Raw genomic sequence first — 17,118 nt, forward strand, 5'->3', positions numbered from 1 at the left:
GTCAGTACACCCCTTCGACGCGTCGTCCTTCGGTGAATTCCGGGGAGTACGGGTCCCCCAGCCAGGGCCAGGGGTAGCGCTCGGCGGCCACCCCGTACGGGCGCACCCGCCGGGCCCGGTCGCGCTCCAGGAAGCCCGGCACCAGCGCGTCGTCGGTCAGCCGCCAGACCCGTACCCGGCCCTCGTCGCCGTACGGCACCTCGGCGCCGTGCTCGTCGATGACGTCCAGCGCGACATGCGGCTGGCACGGTACGTAGACCACCCGGTGGCCGTCCTCCGCCTCGAACGGCTTCTGCCAGTTGATGCCGGTGGTCGAGGTGCCGTACATGCCGACGACCGGCACCCCGGGGAACACCTCCTCGCGCAACTGGCGGTGGGCGTCGGGCTCCATCGTCGTACCGGCGTGCACGATGGCCCGGACCCCGACCAGCGCCTCGGTGCCCAGCCGCTCGGGCAGCATGTCCAGCAGCCGCGAGGTGCAGAAGACCACCCCGATGTCCTGCGCCCTGACCACTTCGGCCACCTGGTCCCAGATGTGCCGCACATACCGGTCGTACGCTGCCGTCATGCCCTCCTCGCCGAAGATCTTCACGATCCGCGGGTCGAGGTCGATCGAGAAGCACATACCGCCGCGGCGCTCCGCGAACGCGACGACGAGGCGGCCGGTGGTGTGGGGGCCCATCGGTCCGATGAACAGCCAGTTGGTGTTCCTCGGCACTCCGTGCAGGTCCAGGAACTCGTCGGAGAACTCCAGGATGTCCGACCAGTAACGCCTGCCCCAGGTGCCGTGCTTGGCGGGCCCGGTGGTGCCGCCGGTCTGCGCGGCCCACAGCGGGCCGCCCCCGCCGAGCACCGAACGGGGGACGAAGTTCTCCAGCGGGATCCGCCGCGACGCCTCCTCGTAGTGCATCTGGTCGGCGCCGTCCGTCAGCCCGAGCAGGGTGATGGCGTCCTGGAGGCTGTGGACCTTCTCCAGGGCGTTGGTGCCCAGGCGCCGGTCCCGCTCCAGCCAGTAGGGGGTGCCATGCCGGGGGTCTAAGTGGAGGCGGACAGTCCGGGAGACGTCGTCATCGGTGATCGGACGGAGCACCGACTCGCTCGGACTTGGCATGGCGGATCCCTCTTCTCTGATGCTGTTCCTGCCGCCGGTCACGCGGAGGTGCCCGGCAGAACTGCCTTCTTCTTGAACAGGAAGTCGGCCAGATACCCCTCGTGCGGATCGCGGGGGTCGTAGCCGCGGTCGAAGTCCTCGCCGCCGAAGACCTTGTCGACGCCCGGCTCCTCGGCGAGCGCCCGGACCAGTCCGCCCGCCTCGCCCAGCACGGACACGATCAGCGAACCCGCGCAGGCCGCGACCGCCTTCGAGCGGGGGACATGCGCGACCGCCGTGAAGGGGAAGGGCAGTTCCGTCCCGAACAGCGGCGAACCGGCGTCCAGCAGCAGCACGGTGGGACGCAGATAGGCCACGCCGTCCAGATCCACCCGCAGCGGCACCCCGGTGGCGGCCTCCGTGACATCGACGGCGCCCGCCGCGATCTCCCGCTCGATCCGCGTCGCCAGCGCGTCCCGCACGGCACGGTCCGGGAACGCCGGCACCGAGGCCGACGGGTCGTCGAGCGCCAGCACCGGACGGGCCGCGAACTCCCGCGCGAGCTGCCCCGCGGCCTCCTCGGCGTCGCCGAGCACGACCAGGGAGCTGATGTTGGTGCACAGCCGGCCGCAGCCGGCGAACGCCTCCCGGGCCAGCCGCTCCCAGGCGTCCTTCGGCCCGTCGGCGCCGACCAGCGCCCGGCTCCTGCCGTAGTGGTACGTCTTCACCTTCCCCGGCGCCAGGTCGGACGGCACCTCCTCACCGGGCCACAGCACCTGGTCGGCCAGCCGTCGCAGGGCGGGCGCGTCGCCGTGCACCAGCGAGACCGCGTTGTCCGGCAGCCCGGCCGCGTACAGCGCCTCGGTCAGCAGTGTCGCGGTGAACGGGTCCCTGGTGGAGGTGCTCAGCAGCACCGGACGGCGTGCGGCCAGAGCCTGCAGCCACTCGACGCCGATGGTCGGGAAGTTGTCGGGCACCCGCACATGCACGGACCGCCCGGCGGGCCGCCAGCTCCACCGCGGGTCGTCACCACCGGTCCGGTACGCGGCGACGGTCCCGTCCGGGGACTGCGCGGCGAGGATCTCCTCCATCCGGCCCAGATCGTCGGCGACCGTACGCAGTCCGCGCGCCGCCCGCCGCAGAGGCAGGCCCGTCGCCGCGGACAGCGCCCGCAGCCAGGGGTCGAGCTCCCCGCCGTCCAGCCGCCCGGTGAGCAGGCCCGCGGCGCCGCGCAGCAGTCCGAACCACGCGTCGTCGTCGATCCCGCGCAGCACACGGGCCGTCTTCTCCGCCTCCTGCGCCATCCCGAACTGCACCAGCCGCCCGGCGTTGCCCAGCCGGGCCAGTGGCCGCCCGGCACCGTCGTGCAGCTGACCCGGCCGGTTCGACATCACCGGACGGGAGCCGGAGTACGCCGGAACGTCCAGCGGCCCCGCAGTGCCCGGGACAGCCGGGGAGGCCGCCCCGGCCGCTGTCGTGAGCATCGTCACTGGACCTCCGGGACCAGGGCCGCGGGCTCCTTGGCCATCGGTGCGCCGCCGTCCATCAGACCGAGGCGCGTCTGCACGGTCTTCAGGTTCGCGAGGAAGGCGATGCGCTTGTACTGGCCGTCCTTGCGGGTCGGGGTCATGTCGTCGTAGAGCTTCCACAGCTCGTCGATGGAGGCCGCGGGACTCGACGTCACCGGGACGTGCCCGGTGTAGCAGTCGGTGTCGCTGGTCTCCACCGTGAACTCGACGCGCTTCGCCATGTCCTTCTCCAGGTCCGCGTGGAAAGGCACGAAGAAGCAGGGCGACACGATGTCGTGGGGGTTGTCGCCGAGCCGGGCCTGCAGCCAGGTGATGGTCGAGCGCATCGCCTCGTCGGTCTCGCCGGGGATGCCCAGGATCATCGTGGCCTGCGTGCCGATCCCGGCCTTGCCCAGGGAGTCCAGGGCGCGCTCGGTCACCGCCACCTTCACCGGCCGGCCCAGGCGCTTGAGCAGCGACCAGTCCAGCGTCTCCACGCCCACGAGCAGGCGGAAACAGCCGGACTTGCGCAGCATCTTCGCCATGTCGTCGTCGATCAGGTCGGGCCTGGCCTTGGCCTCCCACTCGAACTTGCCCTGCAGGCCGGAGTCCTCGATGGCCTGGCACAGCTCCTGCATACGCGGGACGTCCTCGACGAAGTCGTCGTCCTCGATCCGGATGCGGTCGAAGCCGTGCACCTCGACGAGTTCACGGATCTCCGCCAGCACCCGGCCCGCGCTGTGCCGGCGCTGACCGACGCCCCACTGGTGCTTGGAGTAGCAGTAGGCGCAGGCGTACGAGCAGCCGCGGGCGGTGACGACGTTGCCCGCGCGGCCGCGGGAGATCGTCCGGTAGCGCTCCATGTCGGCCAGGTCGCGGGCCGGCATGGGGAGCTTGTCCAGACGCATCACCTGCGGGGCGGCGGGCGTCTCGACGACCTTGCCGTCGTCGTCACGGAAGACGATCCCGCGCACCTTGTGGAGGTTCTTGCGGCCGTTGTTGCCGAACTCGTGGACCAGGTGCGAGAAGGTGACCTCGCCCTCGCCCTTGACGACGACATCGGCGGAGCCGTCCTCGACCAGCTGACGGGCCAGCGGGGTCGCGCCGACACCGCCCAGCACGGTCAGGGCGTTCGGGTGGTGGTGCTTGACCTCGGAGGCCAGCTTGACGCCGTTCTTGAGACTGGAGGTCAGCACCTGGATGCCGACGATGTCCGGGTTGTAGCCGCGCAGCGGTTCGTTCGGCGTGGCGAGCGGCCTCTGCAGGACGAAGAGCTGGTCGTCGATGAAGTGGACGTCGGTGCCCACGGTGTCGTGGAAGGTGCCCTCGCGCAGTACGGCGGCCAGGGACAGCAGCCCCAACTGCGGTGCGGAGATCGACTCCCCTGAATACGCCGACCGGCGAGCGTTCACGAGAAGAACTTGCATGCTTGTCTGCCTCCTGCGAGTGGACAGTCCTCAAGGCGCGGTTCGGCTGACCGCCGAAGCCTGTGGGCACACGGGGCCTGTGGCCGGCGAACGTCCAGACCACCACGGGCCTCCGGCGCCGTCCAATGCCAATAACGGGTCGCCCCCGCACTGCCGTGGCATGGGCGCCTGCCCCGCCTCCGGCCATGCCGTAGGCGCATCGCGGCGATGCGCCAAAGGCTTCTGTGCCGGGCGCCGGCGCTGTGGCAGCATCGCTGCGGAGTTCAGCAGATCGACATGACCCTGCACGCGCTCTGAGAGGTACCGATGACCGCTTTCCAGCGACCGGCCGAAGCAGCGGACGTGACGGACGTGACGACCGTGACGTCGGACCCGGCGGCGGACCGCGAGACGTTCTGGCGGGACGGAGTGATCCGCTGGGACAACGTCCTGACGCCTGATCAGGTGATCGCGCTGCGCGCGGCCATGGAGCGGACGTTCTTCGCCGAGGGCGACAAGCCCGCCGACGGGGTCCTCGACCTGTCGGAGACGACGGAGAGGCCGAGCGACAGGGCGCTGCTCCAGAAGATCGGCATCTGGCAGAACGACCCCGTGTGCGAGGAGCAGATCCGCCGCCCCGACCTGGTGCCCCGGGTGGAGGCGCTGCTCGGCGGGCCGGTACGGCTCTTCCGCGACCACTCCTTCTACAAGCCCGCGGGCAAGGGCGAACGAAGCCGCCTGGTGTTGCACCAGGACAACCGCTACTGGCACCTGGACCCGCCGGACGCCGTCACCATCTGGATGGCCCTGGACGATGCCACCCTGGAGAACGGCTGTGTGCACTACGTGAAGGGCACCCACCGCCTGGGCCGGGTCGAGCACATCCGCCCGGAGGAGGGCGCCGTCCTCGTCGAGGCGGTGACCGACCAGGAGACGGTGCCGTACCCCATCCCCGCGGGCAGCGCCCTGGTCCACCACATCAACACGCTGCACGGCTCGGGCCCCAACCTCACCGACCAGCCGCGGCGGGCCTATTCGCTGGTCTTCGTGCGGGCCGACACGACGGTGCGCGGCCGGCCGATGACCGACTACCCGCTCGCCGCCGACCTCATCCGGTGAACGGTTCGATGCCCGACACCGCGCCCGCCGGTCCCGCCGGTCTTCACCCGGACTCGTACGAGACGATCCTGCTCGAACGCGCCGACGGCATCGCCTGGGTCACCCTCAACCGGCCCGAGAGGCTCAACGCCACCAACGAGCGCATGCATTACGAGCTGATCGACGCCTTCGCCCGGGTGGCGGACGACGGGGTCACCAAGGTGCTCGTGTTCACCGGCGCAGGGGACCGGGCCTTCTGCATCGGCAGCGATCTGGGGTTCCTGGGCGAGGTGCTGGCGGGCGACAAGGGCGACACCGAGATCTTCGAGGTCTACCTCGCGCGGATGAACCGGGTGGCGTTCGCCCTGGAGCGGCTGCCCATGCCGACGATCGCGATGGTGCAGGCCAAGGCGCGGGCGGGCGGCTTCGAACTCGCCATGGCCTGCGACCTGGTGCTGATCTCGGAGGAGGCGCGGATCGGCGACGTCCACACCCCGTACGGCCATATGCCGGGCGCGGGCGCCTCGCACCGGGCCGTGCGCAAGATGGGTCTCCAGCCCGCGATGGAGATGCTCCTGACGGGCCGTTGGCTGTCGGCCGCCGAAGCCGTGTCGACGGGTCTGGCCCTGCGGGCGGTACCGAAGGACCGGCTGCGCGAGGAGACCACCGCGCTCGCCGCCACGCTCGCCGCGATGCCGGGCGACTGCCTGCGCCATCTGAAGGCCGCCGTCATGGGCGGTCTCGGCGTCTCCGTGGAAGAGGCGGTGAAGGTGGAGACACGCGAGTACCTGGCCCTGATGCGCGGCTCCACCGGCCCCGTGGACGGTTTCCGCGAGGGCCAGCGCGAGCGCGCGGCCCGGCGCGGCGAGACGGGCTGACCCCGGCGCGCCGCGACCGGGGGTGGCTCAACTGGTGTACCCGTAACGGAGCTTGATGTTTTCCACGTCCTCGACCCGGTTGGTGTCCCACTGTCGTTCCCAGCCGGCCAGCCGCAGCAGCCAGGCGACCATGCTGGCGGTGAAGCCCCAGAGGAACAGCTCCCCGGTCAGGAAGCCGGGCCCGGTGTAGCCCGTCGTCATGCGTGCCCGCAGCCTTGCCCCCGGATGGGCGAGCTCGTGTACGGGAACCCGGTGCACGGACACGATCTCGCTGCCGTCGCTCGCCGGTGTGGTGCCGCCATCCCACCAGCCGAGCACGGGCGTGACCGAGAATCCGCTCCAGGCCAGGTACAGCGGTCGCAGCGGTGTGACGACACGGATGGCCGCCGGGTCGAGGCCCGCCTCCTCCGTGGTCTCGCGGAGCGCGGTGTGCACCGCGTCCCGGTCCCCGGATCCCACGGAGCCGCCGGGGAAGCACACCTGCCCCGGGTGGTGGCGCAGTGCGCCGGAGCGGCGGAGGAACAGCAGATCGGGCCCGTCCGCCCCTTCGCCGAACAGCACCAGGACGGCGGACGACCTGCCCGATTCCGGTCCCCGCGCGGCGTAACGCTCCAGTTCCGGAGCACTGTCCCGGCCGGCGAGATCGGCCAGATCGGCGAGCCAGGAGGGCACTTGGGGGCTGGGCTGATGTCCCGTATCGAGAGCCACGGCCGCCAGCGTAGGGGAGCGGTAGGTCCTCGGCCCCGGTCTCCACCGGCATTGGCGGGGAATCGGTCATGCCCTTTTCGGCGCACCGCGATGCGCCCGGGGCATGACTGCCGAGAGGCCGTAGACAGGCCGGTACCGTGAGGTGATCGCGCCGAAGGGGCGTCTCGGGGAGGACTGCGGATGAGTGTGCGTCAGGGTCCGATGAACGCGCTCACGGATGTGGCGGGGCTGCGGGTGGGCCACGCGGACCGGACCGGGGACGGCTGGCTGACCGGCGTCACCGTGGTCCTCGCGCCCGAGGGCGGCGCGGTGGCCGCCGTCGACGTGCGCGGAGGCGGCCCGGGGACCCGCGAGACCGACGCGCTCGACCCCCGCAACCTGGTGCAGCGCATCGACGCCGTGGTGCTCACCGGCGGCAGCGCCTTCGGGCTCGACGCGGCGGGCGGCGTGGCCCGGTGGCTGGAGGAGCGGGGGCGCGGCTTCCGGGTGGGGCCGGGCCCGGAACAGGTCGTCCCGGTGGTTCCCGCCGCCGCCCTCTTCGACCTCGGGCGCGGCGGGCGGTGGCGGGCCAGGCCGGACGCGGGCCTCGGACGCGCGGCCGTCGAAGCGGCTGACGGTACGCAGGAGGGCGCCGCGGTGCCGCAGGGCGGCGTCGGCGCGGGCGCCGGCGCTGTGGCGGGCGGCGTCAAGGGCGGCGTCGGTACGGCGAGCGTGGTGCTGCCGTCCGGGGCGACGGTGGCGGCGCTCGCGGTGGTGAACGCGGCCGGTTCGCTGATCGATCCCGCTACCGGGATCCTCTACGGCGCCCGGACCGGACTCGATGACGAGTTCCTGGCCCGCGGGCTGTCCACCACGCCCCCGGACGAGGCCCGGCACACCCGGGCCCAGGAACGGCTGACAGCGGCCCGCGAGGAGACCCGGCGGCGGCAGACGGGCGGGGCGCAGCCGCTCAACACCACACTGGCCGTGGTCGCCACCGACGCGACGCTGACCCGTCCGCAGGCGCAGAAGCTGGCAGGCACCGCCCACGACGGACTGGCCCGCGCGGTGCGGCCGGTGCATCTGCTCACCGACGGCGACACCGTCTTCGCGCTGTCCACCGGGCGCCTGCCACTGGTGCCGGAGAGCACGGAGGCGCCCGACGGGACGGCCGACCGCTCCGGATGGGGCGCGCACCTGGAAGCCATGGAACTCAACGCGATCCTCGCCGCCGGGGCCGATGTGCTCACCCGCGCCGTGGTGCACGCGGCCCTGGCCGCCGAAGGCGTCGACGGTCCGGGCGGCGACTTCCCCTCCTACCGGGACCTGTACGGCTGACCGACCAGGGCCAGCAGACCGCCGAGCACGGCGAACAGGCCAAGGAACACAGCCATGCCGGCGCCGTCCACGGCGTTCTCGACCACATGGCCGCCGATGAAGAACCACACCGCGGTGCCGGCGATGACGAGCAGATGGTTGCCCCGCTCGCGCAACGCGCGCATCCCGGCCCAGAGCAGCACCGGCATGAACGCCACCCCGGCGATCAGCGCCAGTACGGATTCGATGGCACCCGAGAAGACCGCGTCCGGATCGGCGTTCCGCACCCCTGCCGCCCACTCCCTGCCGCCCGACCAGATCAGGTAGCAGACGGTGGCGGCTGCCGCCGATACGACAGCGCCCTTCACCCCACGAGCGGTACGGACTCTCGCCGTAATCGTCATACCTTCAGCCTTTCATGGCACAGGCAGGGGACCTGAGTACACGTACTCAGGTCCCCGCCCGTTCTTGCGTCGCTACGTCCCTACAGCGTGTTCTGCAGGCTGTCGGCGTACAGTCGCGCACCCGGGACCTTCGGGTGGAACGACTTCATCGACGGCGCGATGTTGCCCGGCAGCCAGTCCGGGTCCCTCGCGTCCGCCTTGGCGTGACCGGACAGCACGATGCCGTGGACCGTCTCCGGATCACCGCAGATCGCCTTGCCCGCGAACTCCTGGCGCGGGTCGGAGAACACCGCCTTCGCGTTGTAGAGGCTGTTGGCGTCGTTGACCGCGCCCTGCATCTCAGCGGCCAGTGTGTCCGCCATGCTGTTCAGCCACGGCGCCTCCTCGGTACCGATACCGAGGACACAGCCCCCGACGCCCTCAAGGAGCCTCGGGTAGCCCATCAGCACGATCTTCGCGTTCGGCGCCTTCTTGTGGAGCTCGTTGAGCATGCCGGTCAGGCGTGGCCTGATCTGCTCGTTGAGCCACTTCGGAGCCCACACGTCCAGCGGCCCTGTCTCGCCGCCGGTCTCGCTCCCGTTGTCGGGATCGACGGCTCCGATGGAGTTGTTGTTGCACACGGTGCCGGCCGTGATGCACTCCTGGACGATGTCGGCGAACCGTGCGTCGTTACCGCCGACCGACAGGGTGACCAGCGTGGTGTTCTGGTCGAGATAGCCCTGCTGGATCTGCGGCAGCTCGCTGTTCTGGCCCTTGTTCAGGATGTTGTAGTACCGGGCACCGGAACACGCGATGAACTGGTAGTCCATGATCTTGTCGCGGTCGTCGGCCATCTGCCCGATGGACTTGCCGTAGCCGGGCAGGGTGGCCTGGCGCGACCAGGCGTGCTTGGACCGGTGGCAGTTGTTCTCGGTGTCCGGCTGCTGCGCGTTGTAGTAGTCGGACTCGGTGTAGTAGTCGTCGCCGCCGGGGTCGGATGCGCCTTCACCCGAGGAGTACGAGTCGCCCATGGCGACGACCTGGTTGGTCGGCTTGGCACCCAGCGGCTCGAAGCCGACCGAGTCCCACGCCACGTCCTCCGTGCCCTTGCCGTCCTCCGTCACATTCGACAGCGCCACGGTCGGCACGCCGGTGAAGTTGAACGCGCCGAGCGACACCCACTTGTTCTCCAGGACCCGCTGGGGCTTGACCCGCTTCGGGCTGGTGGAGTTGGTGCCGCCCACGGTGTAGGCGGCCTGGCGGGTGTGCGCCCCGTGGTCGGGCACATGTGCCCAGACACGCATCCAGCCCCGGTCCGCCGTGCCCAGCGTCCAGGTACCGGTGGTCTTCAGCCGGGTGGCATCGGCCGTGCCGTTCTTGTTGGTGTGCGTGAACCAGAAGTGGTTTCCGTGCGCCGCGCCGATCTGATGGAGATCGATCCGGGACGAGGAGGTGCCGAAGTCGAAGTTGAACGACCCCGACGAGGACACCGCGCCGCACGAGCGCCCCGATGAACCCACTGGGGTGACGCCGTTGGCGACGTCGTCGACGATCTTCGTCCCGGTGGGCAGACCGTGCGCGCACCGCGGCGGGTAGGAGTTCTCGTCCGGCTGTTCCGGATAGGTGGTGTCGAACCGGTGGAGCGGGTGCCCGCACTGGGCGCTGCTGGAACAGTTCTTCCAGGTGACGGACTTGTGGAACCAGCACTTCAGGTACAGCGGGTCCGACTCGCTCGGGTCGCCCGGCAGCAGGCAGGGGCCACCGCCGGTGTTGTTCGTCGCGCCGGTGCCGATCTTCGACGGGTTGCAGTCGTTGCTGCTGTCGCAGAACTGACTGATCGGGGGCTTGGCCGTCGTGCGGTTGGCGACGGACGTCCACCAGGCGGCCCGGTAACCGGGCTGGAAGTCGCCGGGCTTGAACATCGCCGAGATCGGGCGTGCCGCCCAGCCGATGACCTTCTCCGAGTACGGCCAGTCCTGCGGGTGCGCGGCGTGGCTGTAGTCGTCGTAGCCGCCGGCGTCCTCCAGGAACGGGGTGCGGTTCTCCTTCCACAGCGGGTTCGCCGGGTTGTTCGTCCACCCCACGCCCCACTTGCCCGAGGTGGTGCCGGACGAAGCCTGCGTGTAGTAACCGCTGTTGTACGCCCACAGGGCGTAGAACCAGTTCTCGATGTACTTCGGGTCGCCGCCGTTGATCGTGAGACCGTCGGCGCGCGTCTGGTTCCACTTCTCGATCAGGATGTTCACGCCCGCCGCGATGTTCGCGGCGTAGTCGAGGGCGATGGCCTCCTGCTGCGCCACCGTCTTCGTCGGCTGGCCCTTGCCCGGAAGCCGCATGCCGTCGGTGACCTGCGTGACGCCGTAACCGCAGTCGGACTTGCTCCAGTTGATGAGCCAGGGGTCGCTCTGCTCACCGTCGGAGGAGTACTCGATGCCGTAGAAGTTACCGATCAGCGGGTTGGCCGAGACGCCCGGTACCGCGTACCGGGTGGCCTGCCACATGTTCGACTCCTGCGCGGTGATGCCGAGCATCACCTGCGCGGGTACGTGCCAGTCGGCACCGCTGCCGCCCGCCAGGGGCGTCAGGGGGAACATCGACTGCGGGGCGTACCCCGCCATGCCGGTGTTCTTCCAGTTCGAGGCCCTTGTCGCGCTCAGGTTGAGCTTGCCGACGACGGCCTGGTCCACGGCCCACTCGATCTGCCGCGGAGTCGGCTGGAACGCCTGCTTCTTCACGTCGTTCCTGGGCACCGAGCACGTGCGGTCCGTGTCGATGGGCGTGGCCATCGTCGACACTCCGCCGGACTTCGGGGCCGCGCCCAGGGCCGGGCTCTGCGCGGTCGCGGCGCGCTGGGCGCTCTCGTCGCCGATCCGGTTGCCCGGCGCGGCGTCCAGAACGGTCATCTTCCCCGTGTCGAGCGCCTTGAGGGTGATCCTGGCGGCGCGCGGTGAGGCGGCGTCCTGCGCCTTGATCCGCGAGTCCTTGCCGTCGGCCCATGCCGTGGTCACCGCGGCGGCGCCGGAGCTGGAGATCCGCGCGTCCTTCGCGATGCCGCCCGGGTTGCGGACGGCGGAGGGCAGCGTCCCCTTGCTGCGTGCCTCACCGGTCACGTACACCGCACCCGACGGCGTGCGTGCGATGTCGAACCGGCTGAGCCCGCCCTCGGCGAGCTTCGTGGCCCTGCCCTTGCTGTTGGCGGTCTTCAGCGTGCTCGCGCTGACCCGGGAGACAGCGGCCTTGTCGTCGGCGGAGGATCCCGCCCTGCCGCCGGGAAGGCGGTCGATGAAGGTGACGCCACCGTCGGCGTCCGGCTTGAACTGGAACGGCGGGGCGTGGGTGAGGGCCACCGTCCGCACCGTCGACCCGTCGATCTTCACGACCTGCCGGCCGCGCGCGGCGACGATCTCGCCGCCCACCGGAACCGCGGACGTCGCCTGACCCGGCACCGTTGTCTTCGCGGACTTGCCCGTCCGGGCCTGGACCCTGACGAGCCGGGTCTCGTTCTTCTTCGAGGAGTTCTCGTCGGTGAACTGGGAGAACACCACGTCCTCGCCCGTACCGCAGCCCGGGGAGAAGTACGCCAGCGTGGCCTGGAACGGCAGCTTGCGCACCTCACCGTTGCTGAGGTCCACGACGGCGGTGAACGCGCCGCGGCTCATCAGGTCGGGCTTGTTCGTGAACGTACGGGGGGCGTACGCCACGGCGGCGTACCGGCCCGACCCGGTCAGGCAGGCGTTGCCGATCCACGCGTCCGTGTCGAAGCCCGGCTCGGACAGCGAGGCGGCGGTCTTCCACCCGTAGCCGTTCTTCTCGTCGGCCACCATCACATGGAAGCCCGAACCGTCACCCGATGTGGTGAACGCCCGGTCCGATGAGGACCGGTAGTCCGCGCCCAGCACCTCGGCGCGCTTCTTGGCGGGAACCGCGGCGGGCCTGAAGCCCGGGTCGGTCCCCTTGGCCGAGGGCGCGGTGGGCGCGGACCAGCCGTTCGCCGCTCCCGGCGGTACCGCGTCCGCGAAGGCCTGCGTCGTCCCGACTCCGCAGGCCACCGCGACAGCGACGACAGCGGCCACCGAAACACGCGCACGTCTTAATACGCTGCGTCTCAACTTCCCGTCCTTTACCTGGGTGTTCGCGCCCGGTTCCCGGGCGCGTGACCGCACCCGGCAACCGGCACCCGCATGCACACGAGGCAGGCTCCCTGGGGGCGGAGACCTTGACGTGAGGGCGGGAGGCCGGCAGACCTCGACCGCAGCTGATTTCGGTTCGTCCGAGCCATCGTGTCACTTGGCGCTCTTCTGCCGCTCTCCTTCCTTCGGCACTTCCGCGCCCTGCGCGGGTGCCTCCTGACCTCTGCGCGTCAGGTGCCGCTGGGCGGGCAGCAGGGGGGCGATCGCGGCGAGCGCGACAAGGATCACGGCCATGGCCCGGAACGCGTTTCCGTAGCTCTCCATGAGGGCGCCGGGCGGCCCGGCGGCGCCACCGGTGGTGGTGAGGGTGAGCAGGACGGCGAGGCCGAACGCCCCGCCGAACTGCCGTGAGGTGTTGACCAGTCCGGAAGCGGCCCCGGCCTCGGTGGGCCCGACCCCGAAGGTGACCGTGAGGGTCAGCGGGGTGCTGACCAGGCCGCCGCCGAAGGAGATCACCACGGCCGGGCCGAGTATTCCGTCGACGTAACCACTGTCCGGACCGATGCCGCTCTGCCACAGGAAGCCCGCCGCGGCGACGAGCGCACCGGCGGCTATGAGGGTGCGGGCCTGTACGTACCGCATCAGATACGGGGTCAGGAACAGCCCGACCAGCAGCATCACCACCGTGTGCGGCAGGAACCCCAGGCCCGTCTGCGCGGCGCTGTAGTGCAGTACCCCCTGCATGGTGAGGGTCAGGAAGTACCAGATCGGGATGTGGAAGCCCGCTCCGGCGAGCATCATCCCCACGTTCCCCCAGCCGACCCCGGGCAGCCTCAACAGGCCCCGGGGGACGAGGGGTTGGGCGGCGTACCACTTCTCGACCGCCACGAAGGCGACGAGGGCGATGATCCCGCCCGCCAGCGGGAGGGCGGTGGCCGGGTCGGTCCAGGCGTGGGTACGGGCCTGGGCGATGCCGAGAGTGAGCAGGGCGAGCCCCGCCGTGGCCAGCACCGCGCCGGGCAGGTCGAGGCGGACCCGCCGAGGCGGAGCGGTGCGGCCCTTGAGCAGCCGGGCGGCGAGCAGGAGGAGGGGAATCCCGATCGGCACGTTGATCAGCAGCACCGAGCGCCAGGACAGGTACTCGGTGAGGATGCCGCCGAAGAGGTTGCCCGACGCCCCGCCGGCCAGGCTGACCGCGGTCCAGATCGCGAGCGCCCTGGTCCGCCGCGGCCCCTCGGGGAACGTGGTGGTCACCATGGTCAGGGCCAGCGGGGCGAGTACGGCCGCCCCGACGCCCTTCGCCGCCCGCGCCCCGATCAGCATCGCGGGCGAGGAGGCGAGCCCGCCGACCGTCCCGGCGACGACGAACACCGAGAGGCCGACGAGGAAGACGCGCCGGTGCCCGTACAGATCGCCCAGCCGGCCTCCGAGCAGCAGCAGCCCCGCGAACGCCAGGGCATAACTGCTCACGACCCACTGGAGGTTGGCCGGGTCGAAGCCGAGCTCCTCCTGCATCGAAGGAAGCGCGACGGTGATCACCGAGACGTCGAACAGAACGATGAACTGTGCCGCACACGCCAACGCGAGCGTCGACGTGGCAGTGGTTCCGCCGCGCATGTCCCTCCCCGGGAGCCGTTCAGCCAGGACCGTGCCGTACGTCTCCGCCGGACTACTGGGAGAAGTCGACCCCCTGCGCCAGGGCCACCCGGCCCGAGTAGTTCACCGTGTTGGTCGCGCGGCGCATATAGGCGCGCCAGGCGTCCGAGCCGGACTCCCGGCCGCCGCCGGTCTCCTTCTCGCCGCCGAACGCCCCGCCGATCTCGGCCCCCGAGGTGCCGATGTTGACGTTGACGATGCCGCAGTCCGCGCCGTCCGCCGCGATGAACCGTTCGGCCTCGCTCTGGTCCGCGGTGAAGATCCCGGACGAAAGCCCCTGCGGTACGTCGTTGTGCAGCCGGATCGCCTCGTCGAGGTCCCGGTAGGTGAGGACGTACAGGATGGGCGCGAAGGTCTCCTCGCGGACGACGGCGGTCTGCGCGGGCATCCGCACCAGGGCGGGCCGTACGTAACCCGCGGCGGGCGCCGCGTCCGAGAGCTGGCGCTCACCGCCGACGACCACGGTGCCGCCCTCCTGGACCGCCCGGTCGAGGGACTCGCGCATCCTGGCGTGCGCCGCCTCGTTCACCAGCGGCCCGACGAGGGTCGACTCGCGGAACGGGTCGCCGACCGGGAGCCTTCGGTACGCGGCGGCGAGCCGCTCGACGACGGTGTCCACGACGTCGGCGTGCACGATCAGCCTGCGCAGCGTGGTGCACCGCTGGCCGGCCGTGCCGGCCGCCGCGAACACGGCGGCGTTCAGGGTGAGATCGAGGTCGGCCGAAGCGGTCACCACGGCCGCGTTGTTCCCCCCGAGCTCCAGGATGGTGCGCCCGAACCTGGCTGCCACCCGGGGGCCCACCTCGCGGCCCATCCGGGTCGAGCCGGTCGCGCTGACCAGCGGCACCAGCGGCGAGTCCACGAGCTGCGTCCCTGCCTCCGCGCCGCCGAGGATCACCTGGTTGAGGTGGGCCGGGGCGCCGGTCTCGGCGATGGCGCGGTCCAGCAGGGCGGTGCAGGCCAGCGCGGTCAGCGGGGTCAGCTCGGACGGCTTCCAGATCACGGTGTCACCGCAGACCAGGGCCACCGCGGCGTTCCACGCCCACACGGCGACCGGGAAGTTGAAGGCGCTGATCACGCCGACCACACCCAGCGGGTGCCAGGTCTCCATCAGCCGGTGGCCGGGGCGCTCGGACGGCATGGTGCGGCCGTAGAGCTGCCGGGACAGGCCCACCGCGAAGTCGCAGATGTCGATCATCTCCTGCACCTCGCCGAGTGCTTCGGAGCGGATCTTCCCGGCCTCCACGGTGACCAGGTCGGCCACGTACTCCTTGTGTTCGGTGAGCAGTTCGCCGAGCCGCTTGACCAGCGCGCCGCGCACCGGCGCCGGGGTGGTCCGCCAGTCGAGGAACGCGGTGTGCGCCGCCTCGACGGCCCGGTCGATGTCCGCCGGGGTGTCGGCGCGCAGACCGAACAGGTCCTGCCCCGTGACCGGCGTACGGGCGGTCAGGGCGTCCCCCTTGACCGTGGCGAGTTCGACTCCGCACCTGGTCAGGGCGTTCTCCGCCCGGGCGCGTATGTCTTCGGTGCTGCTGACTGCGGTAACCATGCCGACTCCTGGTCGATCGTGCCGGGCGCCGGCCGGTTCGCGGCGGCACCCGGAGCTTCCACTACGTCCGGGGTACTGATCCCCGGTCCTGCAACTCCTTCAGCGCCTGCGCCAGGCAGTCGATCTCGGCCTCGGTGGTGTAGAAGTGCGCCGAGACCCGGATCAGGGGCGGCCCGTCCGGCCGCTCGGCCACCGCCGACTCGATCCGGAAGCGCTCCCAGAGGTCCCTGCGCAGTCCGTCCGCGTCCGTACCTCCGGGCAGACGGAACGCCACCATCCCGCCGGACAGCTCCGCCGAATCCGGTGTGGCCGGCTCCAGTCCGTACCAGCCGGTGAGGCGTTGGCGTGCGTAGTCCGTCAGTTCACGCATGCGCGAGCGGATCCTGTCGTGTCCCAGCTCCGCCTGGAAGCCGATGGCTTCCGGCAGGGTGAGCCACGGGCAGATGTCCCGCGTTCCCTCGCACTCCAGTCTGCGCAGGCGGGGGGTGCTGCCGAACCGGTTGCGCGCGTCCGGCGGGCCGCTGTCGGCAGGGGGGTGGAAGGCCCAGCTCACCTGCGGGGGCCGCAGGGTCTCCTCTTGCCCTTCGCCGATGTGCAGGAAACCCACACCGGTCGGGGCCAGCAGCCATTTGTGGCCGCTTCCCGCGTAGAAGTCGCACGGGAGTGCGGCCAGGTCCAGGTCGGTGAACGCCGGTGCGTGGGCGCCGTCGATCATGGTCAGGACGGAGCGCCGGCTGGCCTGTTCGCAGAGTTCCGCGGCCGGCATCACCAGACCCGTCGGCGACACGACGTGGCTGAAGAAGAGCAGCCGGGTCCGCGGGTTCATCGCGGCGACCGCGGCGTCGACGATCTCCTGGGGGCCGTCCGGCATCTCCGGCAGCCGGAACGTCCGTACGGTCAGGCCCTGTTCCCGGGCCATGCGCTCCCAGCACCACCGCATCGGCGTGTACTCGTGGTCGCTCATCAGGATCTCGCCCGGCGCGTCCGGCCGCAGCGAGGACGCCACCAGATTGACGGCGGCGGTCACATTGGTGGTGAGGGCCAGGCGGTGCGGCTCGCTCCCGACGAAGGCCGCCAGGGACTCGCGGGCCCGCCACAGCAGCGGGGGTACGTCGCGCAGCAGGAAGTCCATCGGCTCGTGGGCGAGCCGGCCGCGCAGCGCGGTGACGCGCTCGAAGACGCGACGGGGCAGCGGCCCGCCGGAGCCGGTGTTCAGGTTGACGACGGTGGGGTCGAGCAGCATCTGCTCACGGGCACCGGCCCAGTCGGTACCTGTCATGTGGCGTTCTCCCGCCCATAGACAATGGCATAGACAACTGAAAAGGCAAACCAAATGCTTTCATGCGTTACATACTGAGGACGGGCCAGGTCAGTGTAGACATCCTCCTGGTTCTGTCCATACCTCTTCTTCGGCAC

General features: G+C 71.0%; 12 protein-coding genes. 3 read left to right on the forward strand and 9 right to left on the reverse strand.

Going from position 1 to position 17,118, the window contains the following annotated elements; all coding sequences use genetic code 11:
• Position 1: 1 nt before the first annotated feature.
• Genes ACWGO0_RS05645 through ACWGO0_RS05655 form a run of 3 tightly spaced genes read right to left on the reverse strand, consistent with a single transcriptional unit; the run spans position 2 to position 4,025 of the window.
• Entirely contained in the window at positions 2 to 1,111 is a 1,110-nt protein-coding gene (locus tag ACWGO0_RS05645) for an AMP-binding protein (protein WP_453528434.1), read from the reverse strand.
• A gap of 38 nt (positions 1,112 to 1,149) precedes the next feature.
• Positions 1,150 to 2,574 carry an aldehyde dehydrogenase family protein gene (locus ACWGO0_RS05650; RefSeq protein WP_453528437.1) on the reverse strand — a complete coding sequence of 475 codons (1,425 nt, stop codon included), beginning with the start codon at positions 2,572 to 2,574 and terminating at the stop codon, positions 1,150 to 1,152.
• Positions 2,575 to 2,576: 2 nt separating this feature from the next.
• On the reverse strand, positions 2,577 to 4,025 hold the full coding sequence (locus ACWGO0_RS05655) for a B12-binding domain-containing radical SAM protein (RefSeq protein ID WP_453528440.1): 1,449 nt from the start codon (positions 4,023 to 4,025) through the stop codon (positions 2,577 to 2,579).
• A gap of 306 nt (positions 4,026 to 4,331) precedes the next feature.
• Between ACWGO0_RS05655 and ACWGO0_RS05660 the strand changes: the two genes are divergently transcribed.
• Positions 4,332 to 5,123 (forward strand): phytanoyl-CoA dioxygenase family protein, encoded by a 792-nt coding sequence (locus ACWGO0_RS05660; protein WP_453528443.1) that lies wholly within the window; start codon positions 4,332 to 4,334, stop codon positions 5,121 to 5,123.
• 8 nt (positions 5,124 to 5,131) lie between these two features.
• Positions 5,132 to 5,980 (forward strand): enoyl-CoA hydratase/isomerase family protein, encoded by an 849-nt coding sequence (locus ACWGO0_RS05665; RefSeq protein ID WP_453528446.1) that lies wholly within the window; start codon positions 5,132 to 5,134, stop codon positions 5,978 to 5,980.
• Between the two features lie 27 nt (positions 5,981 to 6,007).
• Here ACWGO0_RS05665 and ACWGO0_RS05670 read toward each other — a convergent pair whose 3' ends face one another.
• The gene (locus ACWGO0_RS05670; RefSeq protein WP_453528449.1) at positions 6,008 to 6,688 is read right to left on the reverse strand and encodes an NUDIX hydrolase; all 681 of its coding nucleotides are present in this window, start codon (positions 6,686 to 6,688) and stop codon (positions 6,008 to 6,010) included.
• A 180-nt stretch (positions 6,689 to 6,868) separates the two neighbouring features.
• Between ACWGO0_RS05670 and ACWGO0_RS05675 the strand changes: the two genes are divergently transcribed.
• Complete coding sequence (locus ACWGO0_RS05675) at positions 6,869 to 8,005, forward strand: P1 family peptidase (RefSeq protein ID WP_453528452.1); 1,137 nt, start codon at positions 6,869 to 6,871, stop codon at positions 8,003 to 8,005.
• Here ACWGO0_RS05675 and ACWGO0_RS05680 read toward each other — a convergent pair.
• From ACWGO0_RS05680 to ACWGO0_RS05700, 5 genes are all read right to left on the reverse strand, one after another.
• Positions 7,984 to 8,388, reverse strand: a complete 405-nt coding sequence (locus tag ACWGO0_RS05680; protein WP_453528455.1) for a hypothetical protein — start codon at positions 8,386 to 8,388, stop codon at positions 7,984 to 7,986. The genes ACWGO0_RS05675 and ACWGO0_RS05680 overlap by 22 nt on opposite strands.
• Before the next feature lie 80 nt (positions 8,389 to 8,468).
• A complete protein-coding gene (locus tag ACWGO0_RS05685; RefSeq protein ID WP_453528458.1) occupies positions 8,469 to 12,440 on the reverse strand; it encodes an SGNH/GDSL hydrolase family protein in 3,972 nt (1,323 codons plus the stop codon).
• A 210-nt stretch (positions 12,441 to 12,650) separates the two neighbouring features.
• Complete coding sequence (locus tag ACWGO0_RS05690) at positions 12,651 to 14,114, reverse strand: MFS transporter (protein WP_453528461.1); 1,464 nt, start codon at positions 14,112 to 14,114, stop codon at positions 12,651 to 12,653.
• Between the two features lie 52 nt (positions 14,115 to 14,166).
• Positions 14,167 to 15,702, reverse strand: a complete 1,536-nt coding sequence (gene amaB / locus ACWGO0_RS05695; RefSeq protein WP_453528464.1) for an L-piperidine-6-carboxylate dehydrogenase — start codon at positions 15,700 to 15,702, stop codon at positions 14,167 to 14,169.
• Between the two features lie 61 nt (positions 15,703 to 15,763).
• Positions 15,764 to 16,981, reverse strand: coding sequence for an aminotransferase class V-fold PLP-dependent enzyme (locus ACWGO0_RS05700; RefSeq protein WP_453528467.1), 1,218 nt, complete (start codon positions 16,979 to 16,981; stop codon positions 15,764 to 15,766).
• Positions 16,982 to 17,118 lie beyond the last annotated feature (137 nt).

The sequence above is a fragment of the Streptomyces sp. NPDC055749 genome (genome assembly GCF_053617235.1).